Source organism: Adlercreutzia mucosicola DSM 19490, assembly GCF_000422625.1.
Lineage (GTDB): Bacteria > Actinomycetota > Coriobacteriia > Coriobacteriales > Eggerthellaceae > Adlercreutzia > Adlercreutzia mucosicola.
The window spans coordinates 22,700-41,927 of sequence record NZ_AUGK01000016.1 but is presented as its reverse complement, the minus strand read 5'-3'; the positions used below and the strand labels follow the sequence as shown (position 1 = coordinate 41,927).

The 19,228-nt window shown below is 63.8% G+C and carries 16 protein-coding genes and 4 tRNA genes; 5 read left to right on the top strand and 15 right to left on the bottom strand.

Features of this window, described 5'->3' with window-relative positions; all coding sequences use genetic code 11:
• Positions 1-8: 8 nt before the first annotated feature.
• Both G503_RS0109735 and G503_RS0109730 read right to left on the bottom strand, forming a co-directional pair.
• Entirely contained in the window at positions 9-1,490 is a 1,482-nt protein-coding gene (locus G503_RS0109735) for a DUF1846 domain-containing protein (RefSeq protein ID WP_016309173.1), read from the bottom strand.
• 255 nt (positions 1,491-1,745) lie between these two features.
• The gene (locus tag G503_RS0109730) at positions 1,746-3,278 is read right to left on the bottom strand and encodes a helix-turn-helix domain-containing protein (protein WP_028027418.1); all 1,533 of its coding nucleotides are present in this window, start codon (positions 3,276-3,278) and stop codon (positions 1,746-1,748) included.
• Positions 3,279-3,495: 217 nt separating this feature from the next.
• Between G503_RS0109730 and G503_RS0109725 the strand changes: the two genes are divergently transcribed.
• Complete coding sequence (locus tag G503_RS0109725; protein ID WP_028027417.1) at positions 3,496-5,178, top strand: FAD-dependent oxidoreductase; 1,683 nt, start codon at positions 3,496-3,498, stop codon at positions 5,176-5,178.
• 176 nt (positions 5,179-5,354) lie between these two features.
• On the opposite strand, the gene G503_RS0109720 is transcribed toward G503_RS0109725, so the two are convergent.
• Positions 5,355-5,843, bottom strand: a complete 489-nt coding sequence (locus G503_RS0109720) for a DUF1269 domain-containing protein (protein WP_016309174.1) — start codon at positions 5,841-5,843, stop codon at positions 5,355-5,357.
• A 549-nt stretch (positions 5,844-6,392) separates the two neighbouring features.
• Between G503_RS0109720 and G503_RS0109715 the strand changes: the two genes are divergently transcribed.
• Complete coding sequence (locus G503_RS0109715) at positions 6,393-8,009, top strand: CTP synthase (RefSeq protein WP_028027416.1); 1,617 nt, start codon at positions 6,393-6,395, stop codon at positions 8,007-8,009.
• A 70-nt stretch (positions 8,010-8,079) separates the two neighbouring features.
• Here the strand turns inward: G503_RS0109715 and map are convergent, their stop codons facing one another.
• Positions 8,080-8,853: a type I methionyl aminopeptidase gene (gene map / locus G503_RS0109710; RefSeq protein WP_028027415.1), complete on the bottom strand. Its 774-nt coding sequence runs from the start codon at positions 8,851-8,853 to the stop codon at positions 8,080-8,082.
• A 65-nt stretch (positions 8,854-8,918) separates the two neighbouring features.
• On the opposite strand from map, the gene G503_RS0109705 reads away from it, so the two are divergent.
• Positions 8,919-9,926, top strand: a complete 1,008-nt coding sequence (locus G503_RS0109705; protein WP_028027414.1) for an NAD(+)/NADH kinase — start codon at positions 8,919-8,921, stop codon at positions 9,924-9,926.
• Between the two features lie 139 nt (positions 9,927-10,065).
• On the opposite strand, the gene rplA is transcribed toward G503_RS0109705, so the two are convergent.
• The 10 genes from rplA to G503_RS0109655 all read right to left on the bottom strand — a co-directional run bounded on the left by rplA (position 10,066) and on the right by G503_RS0109655 (position 14,387).
• Positions 10,066-10,776 carry a 50S ribosomal protein L1 gene (gene rplA, locus G503_RS0109700; RefSeq protein ID WP_028027413.1) on the bottom strand — a complete coding sequence of 237 codons (711 nt, stop codon included), beginning with the start codon at positions 10,774-10,776 and terminating at the stop codon, positions 10,066-10,068.
• 85 nt (positions 10,777-10,861) lie between these two features.
• Complete coding sequence (gene rplK / locus G503_RS0109695; protein WP_028027412.1) at positions 10,862-11,359, bottom strand: 50S ribosomal protein L11; 498 nt, start codon at positions 11,357-11,359, stop codon at positions 10,862-10,864.
• Between the two features lie 115 nt (positions 11,360-11,474).
• Positions 11,475-12,005, bottom strand: a complete 531-nt coding sequence (gene nusG / locus G503_RS0109690; protein ID WP_016309181.1) for a transcription termination/antitermination protein NusG — start codon at positions 12,003-12,005, stop codon at positions 11,475-11,477.
• 3 nt (positions 12,006-12,008) lie between these two features.
• The gene (gene secE / locus G503_RS0109685) at positions 12,009-12,422 is read right to left on the bottom strand and encodes a preprotein translocase subunit SecE (RefSeq protein WP_028027411.1); all 414 of its coding nucleotides are present in this window, start codon (positions 12,420-12,422) and stop codon (positions 12,009-12,011) included.
• A gap of 70 nt (positions 12,423-12,492) precedes the next feature.
• Positions 12,493-12,569: transfer RNA gene (locus G503_RS0109680), tRNA-Trp, on the bottom strand.
• Positions 12,570-12,593: 24 nt separating this feature from the next.
• The gene (rpmG, locus tag G503_RS0109675; protein WP_028027410.1) at positions 12,594-12,743 is read right to left on the bottom strand and encodes a 50S ribosomal protein L33; all 150 of its coding nucleotides are present in this window, start codon (positions 12,741-12,743) and stop codon (positions 12,594-12,596) included.
• Positions 12,744-12,860: 117 nt separating this feature from the next.
• Positions 12,861-14,063 (bottom strand): elongation factor Tu, encoded by a 1,203-nt coding sequence (gene tuf, locus G503_RS0109670; RefSeq protein WP_028027409.1) that lies wholly within the window; start codon positions 14,061-14,063, stop codon positions 12,861-12,863.
• A 76-nt stretch (positions 14,064-14,139) separates the two neighbouring features.
• Positions 14,140-14,216 (bottom strand) — tRNA-Met (locus tag G503_RS0109665).
• A gap of 3 nt (positions 14,217-14,219) precedes the next feature.
• A tRNA-Thr gene (locus G503_RS0109660) sits at positions 14,220-14,295 on the bottom strand.
• A gap of 7 nt (positions 14,296-14,302) precedes the next feature.
• Positions 14,303-14,387 (bottom strand) — tRNA-Tyr (locus tag G503_RS0109655).
• A gap of 354 nt (positions 14,388-14,741) precedes the next feature.
• Here G503_RS0109655 and G503_RS0109650 point away from each other — a divergent pair.
• Both G503_RS0109650 and G503_RS0109645 read left to right on the top strand, forming a co-directional pair.
• Complete coding sequence (locus tag G503_RS0109650) at positions 14,742-15,965, top strand: coiled-coil domain-containing protein (protein WP_035022759.1); 1,224 nt, start codon at positions 14,742-14,744, stop codon at positions 15,963-15,965.
• 238 nt (positions 15,966-16,203) lie between these two features.
• Entirely contained in the window at positions 16,204-17,337 is a 1,134-nt protein-coding gene (locus G503_RS0109645; RefSeq protein ID WP_028027407.1) for a coiled-coil domain-containing protein, read from the top strand.
• Positions 17,338-17,410: 73 nt separating this feature from the next.
• Here the strand turns inward: G503_RS0109645 and G503_RS0109640 are convergent, their stop codons facing one another.
• Positions 17,411-18,982, bottom strand: coding sequence for a response regulator transcription factor (locus G503_RS0109640; RefSeq protein ID WP_028027406.1), 1,572 nt, complete (start codon positions 18,980-18,982; stop codon positions 17,411-17,413).
• Positions 18,983-19,228: the final 246 nt, after the last annotated feature.

Here is a 19,228-nt window from a genome sequence, read left to right as displayed (position 1 = left end):
AGCGCCGACTACTTGTGGTAGTAGCGGTGCTGCTCGTACTTCGGCTCGCAGCACACGTTGATGCCGAGCGTGCGGTACAGCTTCTCATCAGCCGCCGAGATGATGACCGAGAAGTAGGCGTCGCAGCCGCGCAGCTTGTCCGCATTGTCGATGAGCTCGGCGGCCAGCGGGTTGCTCACCGAGGAGATGGACAGCGCGAGCAGGGTCTCATCGGAGTGCAGGCGCGGGTTGTGGCTGCGCAGATGGGCCGTCTTCAGGTGGCAGATGGGCTCCAACACGTCGTCGGAGATGACGTAGAGTTCGTCGTCCACCCCCGATACGCCCTTGAGCGCGTTCATAAGCAGCGCCGAGGCGGCACCCAGGAGGTTACCGGTCTTGCCCGTGACCACCCGCCCGTCGGGCAGCACCATGGCGCCGGCCGGGCCTCCCGTGGTCTCCTCCTTCAGCAGCGCCGCCGAGCGGGCCGGCGACAGGTTCTGGTTGATGCCGGCCTGGTTCATGAGAAGCTCGATCTTCTTCAGGGCCTCCTCGCCGGTGCCGGTGCGCTTGATCTCCTCAGCCGTCTGGAAGTAGCGGCGCACGATCTCGTTGTTGCCCGCATCGCGGCAGGCCTCGTCGTCGGAGATGGCCACGCCGGCCATGTTCACGCCCATGTCCGTGGGCGACTGGTAGGGGCACGCCCCCGCGATGCGCTCCATAGTGGCCCTCAGCACGGGGAATATCTCCACGTCGCGGTTGTAGTTCACCGTGGTCTCGCCATAGGCCTCCAGGTGGAAGGGATCGATGATGTTGTCGTCGTCCAGGTCGGCCGTGGCCGCCTCGTAGGCGATGTTCACCGGGTGGGTGAGCGGCAGATTCCAAATGGGGAAGGTCTCGTACTTGGCGTAGCCGGCCGTGACCCCGCGCTTGTGCTCGTGGTAGAGCTGCGAGAGGCAGGTGGCCATCTTGCCCGAGCCGGGGCCGGGCGCGGTCACCACCACAAGTGGCCGCTCGGTCTCGATGTAGTCGTTCTTGCCGAAGCCCTCGTCGGACACAATATGGTCGATGTCGTTGGGATAGCCGGCGATGGGATAATGCAGGTAGCTCGTGATGCCCATGGCCGTAAGCCGCTTGCGGAACAGGTCGGCGTTGGGTTGGTTCGCGTAGCGGGTGATGACGACCGAGCCCACCGCAAATCCCATGGAGCGGAAGATGTCCATGAGGCGCAGCACGTCCTCGTCGTAGGTGATGCCCAAGTCGCCCCGCACCTTCGATCGCTCGATGTCGTTGGCGTTGATGGCGATGACGATCTCCGCCTCGTCCTTCATGGACTGGAGCATGGAGATCTTCGTGTCGGGCTTGAAGCCGGGCAGCACGCGGGAGGCGTGGTAGTCGTCGAAGAGCTTGCCGCCGAATTCGAGGTAGAGCTTGCCGCCGAACTGGTCGATGCGCTCGCGAATGCGCTCCGCCTGCAGCTCGATGTACTTGTCGTTGTCGAATCCTTCGCGCATAGGGCGACACTCCTTCGCATGAATGGGGCCAAGGCGGCGGGGACCACGAGCGGGCACCGGCAACCGCCAGCGTCGATGACCGATCCAGTATAGCGCAGGGGCCTGTTTCGCCTCCGTTAAATCATCGCGTTCGCGGCTTTTGCACAGAGCGATTCACTGAAAATGAGAGAAGAGGGGCTCGTTCAGCGCGAGCGTCGGGCAGGAGGCGCGCCCGGGGTCGCGCGCCTGCCGGCAACCGCACCGGGTTCGGGCACCCTACCGCTCGGCGGCGCGTTCTATGAGGGTGATGAGCTCTTGACGGGAATGGACGTCGCATTTGCCGTAGATATGCTTGATGTGAGAGCGCACGGTGTTGGTGGTGACGAACTGCAGCTCGGCGATGAAAGTGGCGGAGCGACCGGCGGCGAACAGCTCCAGCACCTCGGTCTCCCGCGGCGACAGCCGAAACCGCTCTGCCACAAGGGCCACACCTTGACCGTAGGGGCCCGAGGCGCCTTCCCCACGCACCGCTTTCGGGTCGCCGGGTGTCTCGGGATGCGTCGCGCCCTCCGCTCCGAGTCCTCCCGCCGCAGCTCGCAAGGCCCCCGCATCCGAGCCACCTTCCGATTTCCGCGCGATAGCGTCGCCGGCAGGCTCGTCGCCGCGGCCCCACAGCAGATCGTTCATGTGTTTCTCGGTGAACACCCACACGGCGCACACAAGCAGCGCGAGGGCCAGCACCACTGCTACCATGCGCTCGTCGAGGCCGCCGGAACCGGAGGCCGTCTCAAGCGAGCAGCCCGCCAGATAGCCCGCCGTCTCAATCAGATAGAAGGCCGACAGCAGCGAGAGCGATCGCACCCGCAGGGAGAGAGCCAACTCGGCCAGCACCAAGTAGGTCGTCATCTCAAAGAGAGAGTAGCCCGTGGACATGAGGGCGCTCGACAGCGGCGAGTAGCCGCCCTGGGCGAGGAACACGAGGAAAGCCGCCGTGGCGAAGGTGATGATCGTCTTGGCCAGCATGGCCACAATGGCCGATCCGAGCAGTCCCGCCACAACCACGAACAGCAACACGGCCGCGAACTTGGTGCCTGTGATGACGCCGACGACCACCCCCACGTCCTGCTGGTAGAGCAGCTGTTGGAGGAAGCCGAAACCCGCGGATACCACTGCCAGCCCCACCACGAGCGGAGGAGGGAAGGAGCCGGCCCGCTTGAACACCGGATCCGCGCAAGGTGCCCACACGCCGCACCGCCACGCCCGATAGGACAGCCCCAAGGCCGCTGATCCCGTAACGAGGAACGCAATGGCCCCCTCGAGGGGCGCGCCATCCCCGATGGCAGCCAGCGGCGCGTTGACGAGCGCGCTGCCCACCACCGCGCGAAGAACCCACAGCGACGAGCAGGAACACAGCAGCTCGAGCACCATCACGGTGAGCAGCGCCGAAGCCCCCTGCACGCAGGCGATGCCGATCCAAGCCGACGCGATGCCGTACGCGGAGTCCGATGCGCCCGCGCACAGCAACATGCCGAGCACGTTGGCAGCGGGAGCCACCGCGAAAAGCCACGGGCGGCTGACCGCGCTGCCGATGGGCCGAGCCGCTGCAAGCAGCAGTCCGTAAGCGATCACCGAGAGCAGCTCCGGTTCTCCAAGGGCCGCAAACGTCGGATCCGACGCGTGAGAGAGTGCCTGCAACGCCCCCACGGGAAAGGCCGAGGATGTCTCCATGGCGGCGAACAACAGCGCCATGGCCCACACGAGGGGCATGGTCAGCGTCGCACGCGCCGTTTGCAAAACGTTGTTTACCATGTCGCTCCTTCCGAGGGCATTATGCCAGACAACATCCCTCCCCTCCCCCAATTTCACCCAAAAGTGGGGATGGCCGAACACCCTGGCTGGCGACATTTTCACCAGTTTCGCGGCCTGGGCGACCGACCGCGGCCGCCGTAGGATGGCGGAGATGCCTGAGCCAAAAAGATGCGCAGGCCTTGAAGGGCAAAAGAAAGGATATGGGAGGATGAGCACAATGCACGAAACCCGAAACGACACAGCGCTCTCGCGGCGCGGATTCTTCAAAGCGGCGGCCCTCGGCGGAGCCGGGCTGGCCGGTGCCACCATGCTGAGCGGCTGCGCCCCCGCAGCGCCCTCTTCAAGCGGCGTCGCGGCGGGCGGAGACAATCTCGCCGCCACGGGAGAGCCTTCGTTTCTCACCGCCCCCGCGCCCGTGGGCGCCGACGAGATTGCCGAGACCGTTGATGTCGATGTGCTCGTCATCGGCTCGGGCATCGCCGGCGCCGTCACCGCGAGCAGCTGCACCGAGCAAGGCCTGAAGGTGTTCCTCGTGGAAAAGGCCGAGGCCCCACGCAACATCGGCTTGGACTACGGTCTCGTAAACCCCAGCATCATGGCCGAGAAGGACATTGAGCCTGTGGACGTATACGAAGTGGTGCGCGACCACATGGAGAAGTCCTGTCATCGCTGCCGCGGCGACAAAGTCTACCGCTTCATGAGCGAGTCGGGCGCGGCCGGCGACTGGTATCTCGAGAAGGCCCGCGGCTATGGATTCGTGCCCGAGGTCATCGCCATGAAGAGCAACAGCGACCACTTCAAGAACTACGTGCACGTTGTGGAGCTATGGCCCGACGAGGGCACCGTCACCGATGACGGGGACTGGTACGCGGCCACGAAGGCCATGATCGCGAACCTCCAGCAGGAGGTGGTAACGGCCGGCGGCGAGTACCGCAATCTCACCGAAGCTGTGCAGCTCCTCACCGACGGCGGCCGCGTAACCGGCGCTGTCTGCAAGAACGAGGACGGCTATCTGCAGGTGAACGCAGCCAAGGGCGTCGTGCTGGCTGCCGGCGACTATGCGGCGGACCCCGAGATGCTGAGCTACTACACCGCCTGGGATTTCGACAGCTTCGACCCCGACTTCTTCATCAACGAGAGCACCGGCACCGGTGACGGGCACAAAATGGGCCTGTGGGCAGGTGCTGCGATGCAGCCCGGCCCGCACCCTCTCATGACCTTCATGGCCTATGCCTATTCGTATTTGCGCGTGAACAACCTGGGCCAGCGCTACGTCAACGAGGACACAGGCTACACCGGCGGCGGCAATGCGCAGCTGATCCAGCCCGCAGGCGCTTCGTGGGCCATCTGGGACGACAAGTGGCGCGAGGAGCTGCCGGCTCAGATGCCCTATGCTGGCGGCATGAGCTGGGACCAAGACGGCCGGCGCATCCAAGATCCGTGGACGCCGGAGGGCGAGGAGGCGCTCGCATTCTCCTGGGAAACCGAGAGCGGACTGCTCGTGCAAGCCGATAGCCTGGAAGAGCTGGCGGGCGCCATGGGGCTTGCCCCCGAGGCCACCGAAACCTTCCTCGCCACGGTGAAGCGCTATAACGAGCTCGTCGATGCAGGCGACACCGACTTCGGCAAGCGTCCCGAACTCATGGCAAAAATCGAGCAGCCGCCCTTCTACGGCCTGCGCATGAACGTGGAGCTGGGCGTGAGCGTCGGCGGCCTCACTACGAACGCCGACTCCGAGTGCCTCACCGAGGCCGGCGAGGTCATCCCCGGGCTGTATGCCGTGGGCAACAACGCCGGCGGCCTGTTCGGTATCGACTACAACGAGGTAACTATCCCGGGCATCTCGCTGGGCCGTTGCGTCACCTTCGGTTGGCTTCTCGGAAAGCATCTGGCAAAGTAGAATGCTATTCTTGAGCTGAGTTCTTATTGAGGCGGCAACGACCTGACGGAACGTCTCGCCAGCAGCCACGACGAGGCGTTCCAGTCGATAAGCGTTTGCCGCTCAAACGATTGCACGCAAAAAGCGCCGGCCCTAAGGTCGGCGCTTGAGGTTGCACGTGCGTTTTGGAAGCTATGCTAGCACTTGCCCAGCTCGCACTTGAGCTCTTCCTCGTCCTTGATAGACAGCGAGGTCTGCAGGATGTCGCCACCGAAGGGACGCATAGCCTCGGCGAACTTGTCCTCGGTCATGGAGCTGACCACCATGAACACAGCCGCCTCGTCCTTCTGGGTCAGAAGGTTGCGCACGCGGTCCTGGAAGTCCTCATCCACGCCGCGCTTCACGAAAAAGCCCGTAAGCGCGCCCAGGCCCGCGCCGATGGCGGCGCCCCAGAAGGGGATGAGGAAGATGAGGCCGAAGAGCATGCCCCAGAACAGGCCCCACACGGTGGAGTTGCCGATGGGCTGTCCCGGGGTGACCACGTCGAACTTGTCGTTGTCGCGGCGGGCAACCACGGCTACCGACTGAAGGTTCACGATGAAGTCGTTGCCGAGGTTCAGCACCTCCTGGTAGGCCTCCTTGGCCTTCTCCTCGGTGGGGTAGCCCAAAACGAGCAGTGTAGACATAGGGATTCCTTTCTCGAAAGGTTTTCTGCATGCCCCCACTCTAAAGATGACCCATCCGCGAATGGCTGCGCCCCCGCGAGCCGTTGCCGCCCCTCCCCCATTCGGTTACCGCAGTGTTAAGGGGCTTCAAAGTCCGCGAGGGAGCTTGAAATGGCACCAAATCCGCAGTTATGAGCGTCTCTCAGAGCTTTTTCCAGGAACCTTCTTCCCTTCGACTGGAGAAACACCAGGTCAGTGAAGATTCAGGATGTTACCTTATAAAGGAATCGTAATATGGACGCTCATAACTGCGGATTTGTCGACAACGGTGCCCTAAAACGAAGGACCCCACCGTGGACAAGAGGCGGAGGACTCGCCTTGTTTCGGGCACGTTACAGTCCCAACGCGTTTCATGTCGGAAACATTCGGGGCGTATGCTGGATAAGCGTTGGGAAGTCGTGCGCGGGGCACGCCTTCGGGCGCATTTTTTTATGCCCGGAGGCGAGGGTGCGCCCGCGTCCGCGCCAGCTCCCCAAAGAGTCCAAGAGGTTCAAGGTAAGGAGTCGCATCATGGCCAAGCACATCTTCGTTACCGGCGGCGTTGTCTCATCGCTCGGCAAGGGCATCACCGCCGCGTCCCTCGGCCAACTGTTGAAGGCGCGCGGCTATAAGGTGACCATGCAGAAGATGGACCCGTACCTGAACGTGGATCCGGGCACCATGAGCCCGTTTCAACACGGCGAGGTGTTCGTCACCGAGGACGGCCACGAAGGCGACCTGGATTTGGGCCATTACGAGCGCTTCATCGACGAGAACCTGTCGCGCGAGAGCAACTTCACCCAAGGCTCCATCTACCAGACGCTCATCGCCCGCGAGCGCCGCGGCGACTTCCTCGGCGGCACCGTGCAGGTCATCCCGCACGTGACCGAGGCCATCAAGGAACGCATCCGCCGCGCGGCCGAGCAGTCCGGCGCCGACATCGTCATATCCGAGATCGGCGGCACCATCGGCGACATCGAGGGGCTGCCCTTCATCGAGGCGGCCCGCCAGTTCAAAAAGGAGATGGGGCCGGGCAACGTGCTGTTCGTGCACGTGACGCTCGTGCCCTACATCGCGGCGGCCCACGAGGTGAAGACCAAGCCCACCCAGCACTCGGTGAAGGAGCTGCGGTCTTTGGGCGTGCAGCCCGACTTCATCGTGTGCCGCAGCGATCACGAGATCGCCGATGAAGTGCGCGCGAAGATCGCGCTGTTCTGCGACGTGGACGCCGACGACGTGCTCGCCTGCCCCGATGCCCCTTCCATCTACGAGGTGCCCCTGAGCCTCTACGAGCAGGGCTTCGACATCTCGACCCTGGCGAAGATGGGCCTGGCGCCCCGCAAGATCAAGCTGGCACCGTGGCGCGCCTTCCTGAAGGCGAAGGATGCCTGCGCAGGCGAGCTGGACATCGCCGTGGTGGGCAAGTACGTGAGCCTGCCCGACGCCTACCTATCGGTCCACGAGGCCTTGGAGCACGCGGGCATCGCCTGCGGCCGCAAGGTGAACGTGCATCTCGTGGACGGAGAGGAGCTTACCGACGCGAACGCCGAGGGAGTGCTCGGGGCCATGGACGGCATCCTCGTGCCGGGCGGCTTCGGGCAGCGGGCCTTCGAGGGCAAGATCGCCGCCGCCCGCTATGCCCGCGAACGCGGCGTGCCCTTCCTCGGTATCTGCCTGGGCCTGCAGGCCGCCGTCTGCGAGTTCGCCCGCAACGTATGTGACCTCGAGGGCGCCACCTCGGCCGAGTTCGCCGACAGTTCGCCCGAGGGCGCGCCTTTTGTCGTCGATCTCATGCCCGAGCAGGAAGATGTGGAGGACAAGGGCGGCACCATGCGCCTGGGGGCCTACCCCTGCAAGGTGGTAAGCGGCACCCGCGCCGCGGCAGCCTATGGCGAGCCGATCATCTACGAGCGCCACCGCCACCGCTACGAGGTGAACAACGCCTACCGCGACCGGCTTACCGAGGCGGGGCTCGTCATCTCGGGACTTTCCCCCGACGATCGTCTCGTGGAAATGGTGGAGGTTCCCGACCATCCCTTCTACGTGGCCAGCCAGGCCCATCCCGAGTTCAAGAGCCGCCCCGGCAAGCCGCACCCCCTCTTCAAGGCATTCGTGGAAGCCGCGAACGGGCGCAAAAGCGGCGATTAGGAGAATGAAGCGGCATCGGGCGTCGGAGGCCCCGATCGCAGACCTCCGACGCCCGATGCCGCGAACTGCCCTAGACCGGCCGCTCGTGGCCCTCTTCGGTGGTGAGGATCACCGGGCCGTCCTCAGTGATGGCCACGGTCTTCTCGAAATGCACCGACGGCTTGCCGTCGCGCGTGCGCACCTCCCAGCCGTCGGCGCCCTGCACGGTGCGCCGTGTGCCCATGTTCACCATGGGCTCGATGGCCAGCACCATGCCCGGTACCAACTTCAGCCCCGTGCAACGGCGCCCGAAGTTGGGCACATTGGGGTCCTCGTGCATATCGCGCCCGATGCCGTGGCCCACATACTCGCGCACCACCGAGAAACCGGCAGCCTCGGCCATGGACTGCACCGCATGCCCGATGTCGCCGAGACGCTTCTTGGGGCAGGCGGCGGCCAGACCTTCCCACATGCACTGCTCGCCCACGGCCAGAAGGCGTGCCACCTCGGGCGCCACCTCCCCCACTGGATAGGTCCAGGCGTTGTCGCCCACCCAGCCGTCCACGATGGCCCCGGTGTCGATGGAGATGATATCGCCCTCGCGCAGCTTCACGCGCTTCGAGGGGATCCCGTGCACGATCTGGGCGTTCACCGAGGCGCAGATGCTGCCCGGGAACCCGCCGTAGCCCTTGAACGCGGGGATGCCGCCCTCGGCGCGAATAGTCTTCTCGGCGATGGCATCCAGCTCGCGCGTGGTGATGCCGCACTCCACGGCCTCGCCCACGCGGCGCAGGGCCAGAGCCGACACGCGGCCCGCTTCGCGCATGGCCTCAATCTGTGCGGGTGTTTTCAGCTTGATGCTCATAGGTGTGCCTCACGCGCGGTCGGGGTATAATCGAGAATCATAGCAAAGTCGGAAAGTTGGCCTTCATGAACATTCTGGTCGTACGCAATAACTCCAACCCCCAGGCGATCGACGCGTCGCTGCTGTTGGTAACCTACCTGACCAACCAGGGTATCAGCGCCTTCATCGTGGACTCCGCCTCTCTCGGCAACGACCAGGGCCGAGCGGCCATCCGCGCCCAGCTGCCCGCGACCGTGGACATGGCCATCGTGCTCGGCGGCGACGGCACGGTGCTGCACACGGTACACCTGCTCCACGACCGCCAGGCCCCCATTCTGCCGGTGAACTTCGGGCACATGGGCTTTCTGGCCAACACCGATGCCGAGGGCATCATTCCCCTTGTCGTGGAGGCCCTCGCCGGGGAACTGGCGGAAGAGCGGCGCACGATGCTCGCCATCGAAGTGGTCTGCGAGGACGAGGCTGATCCCTACGATGAGGACAACGACCTGGATCCCGAGACCTTCTGGGCGCTCAGCGAGGCGGCCTATGCTGCCACGGTCGATCCCGATGCCGCCACCATCGGAGGCGCGCTTATGCCGCCGGACAAATTCGGCGTGAACCTGCGCGGTATGGCCGGCATCCGCCGCTTCTACGCCCTGAACGAGGTGGCCATCACCCGCGGGGCCCTCGGGCGCATCATCGAGCTGTCGCTGGACATCTCGGGCATCCCCGTGTCGCAGATGCGCGGCGACGGACTCGTGGTGTCCACGGCCACCGGCTCCACGGCCTATGCCTTGTCGGCCGGCGGCCCCCTCACCTCGCCGCGATTCGACGGCATGATCGCCGTGCCGCTCGCGCCCCACACCCTGCGGGCCCGCACCATCGTCACCGATCGCAGCGACGTCATCGAGGTGCGCTTCGAAAGCCCCGAGTCCTACCGCGAGGCCACGCTGTTCGTCGATGGCGAGATCGTGCCCTTCGAGCGCCCGCTGCACAAGGTGTACGTGCAGTGCGCCCCCATGCCCGTCATCCTGCTGCGCGATTCCGACAGCAGCTTCTACAGGCGCATCTCCCGCGACTTCTTCGGAGAATAGCGCAGGGAGCGCGCGATCGCAGCGCCCTGGGCCCCGAGCCCTGCTCCTCAGCCGTCCCGCCCCAAGGTGCCGCACCCCCCCTTGCACGAAAAAGACCCCGCCGAAGCGGGGTCTTTCCATCTGATAGAGAAGCGAGTCGCTACTCGGCGGCCTCGGTGTAGGCGCGGGTCACCGAAGAGTCCACGGGCACACCCGGGGTCATGGTGCCCGAGACGGTGACGGACTTCACGTACTTGCCCTTGGCAGCCGACGGCTTCATGCGCAGGATCTCGTCGTACACGGCGCCGTAGTTCTCGGCCAGCTGCTCGGCGGTGAAGGACACCTTGCCGAGGATGACATGGGCGATGCCGTAACGGTCGGCGCGGTACTCCACGCGGCCGCCCTTCAGCTCGTTGATGGCCTTCGCCACATCGTTGGTGACGGTGCCCAGCTTCGGGTTCGGCATCAGACCACGGGGGCCGAGGATCTTGCCGAGACGGCCGACCTTGCCCATCTGATCCGGGGTAGCCACGGCGGCGTCGAAGTTGAACTCGCCGGCCTGGATCTGCTCCATGAGGATGTCGGTGCCCACGATGTCGGCGCCGGCCTCCTCGGCGGCCTGGGCGGCAGCGCCCTCGGCGAACACGGCCACGCGCACGGTCTTGCCGGAGCCGTTGGGCAGGCTCACGGTGCCGCGCAGCTGCTGGTCGGCCTGACGGGTGTCGATGCCGAGGCGGAAGTCGCCGGTCACGGTCTCGTCGAAGTTCGCGGTGGAGATCTCCTTCAGCAGCTGCATGGCCGCCAGCGGGGCCACGGGCTCAGCCGGGATCTGCTTCTCAGCCGCGTCGTACTTCTTTCCATGCTTGCTCATGTGAAACATTCCTTTCGTGGTAATGGCGGGCGCTTCTAGCCCTTCCACTGTTCAGATTCGCACGGGGCGAATCGCGTTTACCTCATTACTCGACGGTCTTGCCCTGAAGCATCGCGGCCACCTTGCGGCTGGGCACGTACTTCTTCTTCATCTCGCGGCCCTCGATGCGCACGCCCATGGAGCGGGCGGTGCCGGCCACGATCTCCATGGCGGCCTCGATGGTGTTGGCATTCAGGTCGGGCATCTTGATCTCAGCGATCTCGCGGAGCTGGTCCTCGGTCAGGGTGCCGGCCACCTGAATCTGCGGAATGGCGGCGCCGCTCTTAATGCCGAGCTTCTCCTTGATGAGCACGGCCGCCGGCGGGGTCTTGCACACGAAGGTGAAGGACTTGTCCTCATAGACGGTGATCTCAACAGGGATGATGGTGCCGGCCTGGTCCTGCGTCTGGGCGTTGAACGCCTGGCAGAACTGCATGATGTTGACGCCCTGGGCGCCAAGGGCCGGACCAACCGGAGGAGCCGGGTTAGCAGCACCGGCGGGGATTTGCAGCTTTACAAATCCGGTGACTTTCTTGTCAGCCATCTGTGACTACCTTTCAGATGTATCGACTACTACTTCTCTATCACTCAAAACTCGAGGTTCGCGAGAAGCCCCGGTCCACGCGGGCACAGCCCCTCGAGTCAAAGTGCTTGCAAAATTAGATCTTGGCCACCTGGTCGAACGACAGCTCGACGGGGGTTTCGCGGCCGAAGATGGAAACCATAACCTTGACCTTGCCGGCCTCGGGCATGACCTCGGACACCGTGCCGTCGAACTCGGCAAGCGGGCCGTGGGTGACCTTCACCGACTGGCCGACCTCAAGGTTGCTGGAGGTCTTCTTCGGGGCCTCGCGACTCGTACGCTTCATGATCTTGTTGTACTCGTCGCGGGTGAGCGCCTGGGGATTGCCCTGGCTGCCCACAAAGCCCGTGACGCCGGGAGTGTTGCGCACCGCAGCCCAGCTGCGATCGTCAAGCTCCATGCGCACCAGCACGTAGCCCGGGAACACCTTCTTCTCGCTCTCAACGCGGCGGCCGCCCTCTTTGATCTCGGTGACCATCTCGGTGGGAATCTCGATGCCGAAGACGTTGTTCTCAAGGCCCATGGCCTCGATGCGCTGCTCGAGGTTCGACTTCACCTTGTTCTCATAGCCGGAATAGGTGTGCAGAACGTACCACTTCTTAGCCATCGCTTACGCCCCAATCCCAGAGATCAGCACCAACAGCGGCGTGATGATCGCGTTGTCGAGAATCGCCACGAACACGCCGAAGAACAGCAGAGCCACCACCACGACGCCGCTCCAGCGAAGCACGTCGATGCGAGTCGGCCACGTAACGCGCTTCATCTCAGCCTTCACGTCGCGGAAGAACTGGAAGCGCTTCTTCTTCGGCTTCTCGTCAGCCTTTCGTGCGGGCTTGCCGCCCTCAGACACAGCGGGGGCGTCGCTCTCGACGCTCTTCTTGAACAGCGACAGCTTTTTCTTCCCGTCCTCGGTGGCCTCGGCCTGAACCGGCTGGGGATGTGCTGCCTCCAGCTCGCGCTCGATCTTGCGCTGCTGGCGAGCAGCGGAGGCCTTAGCTTTCTGTGTCTTAGATTTCTTAGCCATGGAATTCCTTACAAGACATTCTCTGTCTAATCGCCAAAAAAGCAGCCATTGGCTGCTCACGTAAACAAGCTGGCAGGCCAGGAGGGACTCGAACCCCCAACATGCGGTTTTGGAGACCGCCGCTCTACCAATTGGAGCTACTGGCCTATGCCTGTTTCAGAACCTAACCTCTTATCGGGTCTCTTTGTGCACAACGTGCTTGTTGCACCACTTGCAGTACTTCTTGAGCTCGATGCGGTCAGGATTGTTCTGCTTGTTCTTCTTGGTCGTGTAGTTGCGGCGCTTGCACTCGGTGCAGGCCAGGGTGACCAGAGTACGCATGAATTCTCCTTTTACCTATAAAACCAAAATGCAGAGTTGATCATACACATGAAAGCGGTGGGAAGCGAGGGCCTGCTCGAAAAGAACAGGCCCTCGCGAAAGATCATCGTAAGAAACTTACTTGAAGATCTTGGTCACGCGGCCGGAGCCAACGGTGCGGCCACCCTCGCGGATAGCGAACTTGAGGCCCTCTTCCATGGCGATGGGGTGAATGAGCTCGCCCTTGATCGTCACGTTGTCGCCAGGCATAACCATCTCGGTGCCCTCGGGCAGGTGAGCCACGCCGGTCACGTCGGTGGTGCGGAAGTAGAACTGCGGACGATAGCCATCGAAGAACGGGGTGTGACGGCCGCCCTCTTCCTTGGTCAGGATGTAGACCTGGCCCTCGAACTCAGTGTGCGGGGTCACGGAACCGGGCTTGCAGAGCACCTGGCCGCGCACGATCTCCTCGCGCTTGATGCCGCGGAGCAGGCAGCCGATGTTGTCGCCGGCCTGAGCCTCGTCCAGCAGCTTGCGGAACATCTCGATACCGGTGCAGACCGTGTTCTGGGTCTCGCGGATACCGACGATCTCCAGCGGGTCGTTCACGTGCAGAACGCCGCGCTCCACACGACCGGTGGCAACGGTGCCGCGGCCGGTAATGGTCATGGTGTCCTCGACAGCCATCAGGAACGGCTTGTCGACGTCGCGCTCGGGGGTGGGGATGTAGGAGTCCACAGCGTCCATGAGCTCCCAAACCTTCTCCTGCCACTCCTTGTCGCCCTCGAGGGCCTTCAGAGCGGAGCCACGGATGATCGGGGTGTCGTCGCCCGGGAACTCGTAGGAGTCGAGCAGCTCGCGCACTTCCATCTCAACGAGCTCGATGAGCTCCTCGTCGTCGACCATGTCGCACTTGTTCAGGAAGACCACGATGTAGGGCACGCCCACCTGACGGGCGAGCAGGATGTGCTCGCGGGTCTGGGCCATGGGGCCGTCGGTAGCGGCGATAACCAGGATCGCGCCGTCCATCTGGGCAGCACCGGTGATCATGTTCTTCACGTAGTCGGCGTGACCGGGGCAGTCCACGTGAGCGTAGTGGCGGGTGTCGGTCTCGTACTCGATGTGAGCAATGGAGATGGTGATGCCGCGCTCGCGCTCCTCGGGGGCCTTGTCGATCATGTCGAAGGCGGTGAAGTCGGCATTAGCGGTGCCGTGGGAGCCATCATTGTCAGACAGGGTCTTGGAGATGGCAGCGGTGAGCGTCGTCTTGCCATGGTCAACGTGACCGATGGTACCGATGTTAACATGCGGCTTGGAACGCTCGAACTTCTCCTTAGCCATGTTTCATCCTCCTTCAAGGGTGGTGGCGATTCGATTTCAACAAAATAAACGCGCCCGGAGGGCGCGGTAAATCTAATGGTAGCGGTGACTGGATTTGAACCAGTGACGCCACGGGTATGAACCGTGTGCTCTGACCAACTGAGCTACACCGCCAGGTGGAGCCTGCGACCGGACTTGAACCGGTGACCTCTTCGTTACCAACGAAGTGCTCTACCGACTGAGCTACACAGGCATTGAAATGGTGGGCGCGCTAGGATTCGAACCTAGGTAGGCATAACCAACGGGTTTACAGCCCGTCCCCTTTAACCACTCGGGCACACGCCCATTTCGGCGCTGAATTCATGTGTACTTTTCAAGCTGCCACTCGTTTGCATCCGTCGCCGGAACAAGCGAGCGAACGGAATAATACGCTACGGCAACGAACGTGTCAACCATTTACACGCCCCCGGGCGTGTCTCCATCATTCCTCCCCAAACGGCCCTCTCTCTTGCTGGAGCGCGGGACGGATCCCCCGTCTCTTTACTATATATAAGTAAGCTTTCGCCACCGAGGCCGCCGGAACAGTTGCGGCATGTGAAGCCCTTCTGAAAGGAACGTGAAATAAGGCGGGACGTGCTATGATGTGTAAATATTTTTGGATCATTCATGCCCGATGCTCAATCTAGGAGGTTTCTTTACATGACTGAGCACGTGTCGCTTGCCACGCATTCCTTTAGCCGTCGCGCCTTCGTGGGCGCCGCTGCGGCTCTGGGCATTTCCGTCTGCCTGCCCGCGATCACCCCCGCAACGGCCCACGCCGTGACGGCCGCCGAGAAGCAGGCCGAGGCCAACGCCGCCCTCGAGAAGCTGAGCGCCCTGCAGGACCAGCTGAACGCCGCCTCGGACACCTACTACGACGCCCTGAGCGACCAGGAAGCGGCCCAGGGCCGCATGGACGAGGCCCAGACCCGCATCGACGAGGCCTCCGGGCGCATCGGCGAGCTGCAGGAGCACCTCGGCACCCGCGCCCGCTCCATGTACCGCTCCGGCTCCACCACCTTCATCGACCTGCTGCTCGGGGCCACCTCGTTCCAGGCCTTCGCCTCGAACTGGGATCTGCTCAACGAGATGAACCAGAACGACGCCGACATGGTGCAGGAGACGAAGACCCTGCGCTCCGAGGTGGAGTCCGAGAAGGCCGTCTACGCCGAACAGCGCGACATCGCCGCGAGTAAGGCCCAGGAGGCCGAGGAAACCAAGAAGAAGGCCGAGGGGCTCGTGGCCGAGACCCAGGCCGTGTACGACTCCCTTTCCGAAGAGGCCGCCCAGCTGCTGGCCGAGGAGGAGGCTGCCCGCGAGGCCGCCGCCCTTGAGGCCGCCCTGCGCGCCGAGGAAGAGGCCCGTCGTCAGGCCGAGGAGGAAGAGCGCCGCCAGCAGCAACAGCAGCAGAACAACGGCAACAACGGCGGGAACAACAATAGTAACAACAACGGCAACAACAACAATAATAATAACAACAACAACGGCGGGAACGACAGCAGCGACGAGAGCGAAAGCAACAACGGCGGGAACAACAGCAGCTCCAACAATTCCCGTCCGCCCACCGTTTCCGGTAACGTGGTGGTCGATCGCGCCTATGCCCAGCTCGGCAAGCCCTATGTGTGGGGCGCCGGCGGCCCGGACAGCTTCGACTGCTCCGGCCTGGTGGGCTACTGCCTGCGCGGCACCCCGGGCCACTGGTGCACCACGGGCACCATCGCGGGCTGGCCGAAGGTCACCAACCCCCAGCCGGGCGACATCTGCATCCGCAGCGGCCACACCGGCGTCTACATCGGCAACGGCCAGATGATCCACGCCTCCACTCCCAAGACCGGCGTCATCATCGGCGCCGTGCAGTCGGGCATGTGGTACGTCCGCTACTAGGCACCACTCCCCTTCCGCACCCCTGCACAGATTCGGGGCCGCTCGCGCGAGCGGCCCTTTTTCGTGCTATACCCACATCTTGTGGAGGAAGTTTTCCGAGAACACAAGGGTATTCCATACACCGTAAGACTTGCGTGAATCCCATTTGGAAGAGCCATGGAGAGGCCATCCCCCGTGCTATCATGCACAAACTAGTTTGCACAAACGCACCACATGCTCAACCAGGAGGATTCTTCGCATGAGAGAGCACACCCGCCCCTTTAGCAGACGAGCGTTCATTGGCAGTGCCGCCGCCCTTGGCATTTCCGTGTGCCTGCCCGCCCTTACCCCCCACGAAGCCCACGCCGTGACGGCCGCCGAGAAGCAGGCCGAGGCCAACGCCGCCCTCGAGAAGCTGAACGCCATGCAGCAGAAGCTCGACGAGGCCTCCAACACCTATTGGGAAGCCTGCCAAGAGCGCGATGCCGCCCAGGAGCGCATGGACGAAGCCCAGGGTCGCATCGATGAGGCCTCCGGTCGCATCGGCGACCTGCAGGACCAGCTGGGCACCCGCGCCCGCTCCATGTACCGCTCCGGCTCCGCGTCGTTCATCGACCTGCTCTTGGGCGCCACCTCGTTCCAGGCCTTCGCCTCGAACTGGGACCTCCTGAACGACATGAACCAGAACGACGCCGACATGGTAGAGGAGACCAAGAACCTGCGCTCCGAGGTAGAGTCCGAGAAGGCCGTCTACGAAGAGCAGCGCCAGGTAGCCGACCAGAAGGCCCAAGAGGCCGAGGACACCAAGAAGCAGGCCGAGGAGCTGGTCGCCCAGACCCAGGCCATCTACGACTCGCTGTCGGCCGAGGCTGCCGAGCTGCTGCGCCAGGAGGAAGAGGCCCGCGAGGCCGCCGCCCGCGAGGCCGCTCGCCGCGCCGAGGAAGAGGCGCGCCGCCAGGCAGAAGAGGAAGAGCGTCGCCAGCGCCAGCAGCAGCAACAGCAGAACAGCAACAACAGCGGCAGCAACGGCGGCGGGGGCGACAACGGCAGCAGCAATAACAACAAGGCGCCGTCGGTGTCCGGCAACGTGGTGGTCAGCCGCGCCTACGGCGAGATCGGCAAGCCCTACGTGTGGGCCGCTGTGGGACCGGATTCCTACGACTGCTCGGGCCTGGTCAGCTACTGCCTCACCGGCCGCCACGCGCGTATCGGCACCACGGGCACCTTCATGGGCTGGCCCCGCGTGAGCAACCCGCAACCCGGCGACATCTGCGTAAACAGCCATCACTGCGGCGTCTACATCGGCGACGGCATGATGATCCACGCCCCGCGCCCCGGCAAGAACGTCCAGGAGGGCAGCGTTCATTCCGGCATGATCTACGTGCGCTACTAGCAGCGCATCGAAGCATTTAGCAACGGGGGGCGAGCTTGATCCGAGCTCGCCCCCCGTTTTAGCAGTGCAGCCCCTAGGCCAAGCCGTCCTCGATGAGCGAGAGCAGTTCTTGCTGGGTATGGATGCCGAGCTTGCGATAGAGGTTCTTGCGATGGGTGTTCACCGTATTGCGCGAAATGAACAGCGCCTGCTCGATATAGCCCACATCGCGCCCGCGGGCGAGCAGCGCGAAAACCTCCCCCTCCCGCTCGGTGAGGCCAAAGGCGCGAGCCACATCGCCGCACCGCTCGTCCAAAGATTCATGGGAAAGCCTCAGAAGGCGCGGCGACAGTAAGAGCAGCGTGCGCTCGGGCAGCACGAGCACGTAGGCAACCACCAGCACGGCGACCGCGGCGAAACCCACATAGGGCAGAAGGCCCGAGGACGCTTGAGCGCCAGCCCACCACTGCATGAGCTTGGCCGCGGCGAAACCGCAGGGAAGCGCCAGGTACTGCAAGCCGAACACGCAGCCGATAACACGCGGCGAGGGCACCTTCCGCATGAACGCCACCGACCAGGCAAGCATCCACATCGTAGCGACGATGAGAGCATAGGCTACGTAGATGACCGCGTAAGAGAAAAACAGGTGGTTGTAGGCAAGCGGGAGAGCCACCGAGCCGAGCACGCCAAACGCGAAGGCCATGCGATAGAACAGCTCCATGCGATAGGAACGCCAACGCTCCATAAGCCCCAGGATAACAACCATCGTCAGAGTGGAAACGACGAGCACGCAAACGTACACGAGCCAGAACAGCCCCTCGGAAAGCGGCTCTTCGCCCATGACGATATTGCAAGTCCAGACGAACTGCACGACAAAGGCAAAGCAGAAAAGGGCGGCGGCCACACGTCCGGTTACGAAATCGCCGCGGGCGATCCGGCCGGCTGCGCCCTCGCTGCGCGCACGTCGCGCCCCGAGCGCTGAGCGAGTTTGAGCAAGTTCGTCGACGAAGCCTCGCAGGCACCACCACGAGAGAAGCGGCAATCCCGCCGCGAGGGCGGCCTTGCCAAGCGAGCCCATCAGCACAACGCCCACGAAGGGCACCCACTGCAGGCACAGGGCCGCGCAGATCACCACGAGAATCTCGCGCATATCGAAGGCGGCGACGACCGATCCCCACGCCAAGGTGTAAGCCGCCACGAAGAGCCCCGTCATGCAGCCCAAAGCAGTGGCGGCCACCCACACCGCAGTCGTATTGGAGATGGCGAGAGCCGAGAGGGCGACCCCGACAACGCCGGATGCGCCTCCCAGCACGCCCAGCAACGCCAAGCCCCAGGTTATGCCACGCGGCGACAGCCCCTTCTCCGCCAAAACGCGGGGGGCGCACGTCGCAGCGACGATGAGCACAACCCCCGCTACGAGCATGGCCGCCACAAACAAAGGATCGCGCACAACGCCGCCGCCGTAAGCCACGGTGTCGCGCAGAAGCCCCTCGAAGCAGATGAGCAGATTCACCCACGCTACGAAGGAGGCAAACCCAATGAGCAGACGTATTCGGACGGCGTCGAAATGAACAGAGAGAAACGCGCCGGCTCCTGCCGCCGAATCGGCCCTGCGCCCCGTCTCCGTCCCCGTGAAGGGACGATCATCCCCATCGTTTCCAGCCATGGCCCTTCCTCCCCCAATGCGCCCGAGGCCTTCAAATCAGCGTCTTCATTATACGACGCTCTTTAGCGGCCCTCCTCACCACAATGGAAACAGCTCTTCATCCCACCTGGGAAAATAGCAAAATCACCCTCTCATGGTGAGGGTCCGGCGCTCATTTCACCACCCCGTCGGTATGGATGGAACGCGCCCTCTGTCCCATCATATGCCACGACCGCCGGGCACGGCGGCCACAAGGAGACAATCGAG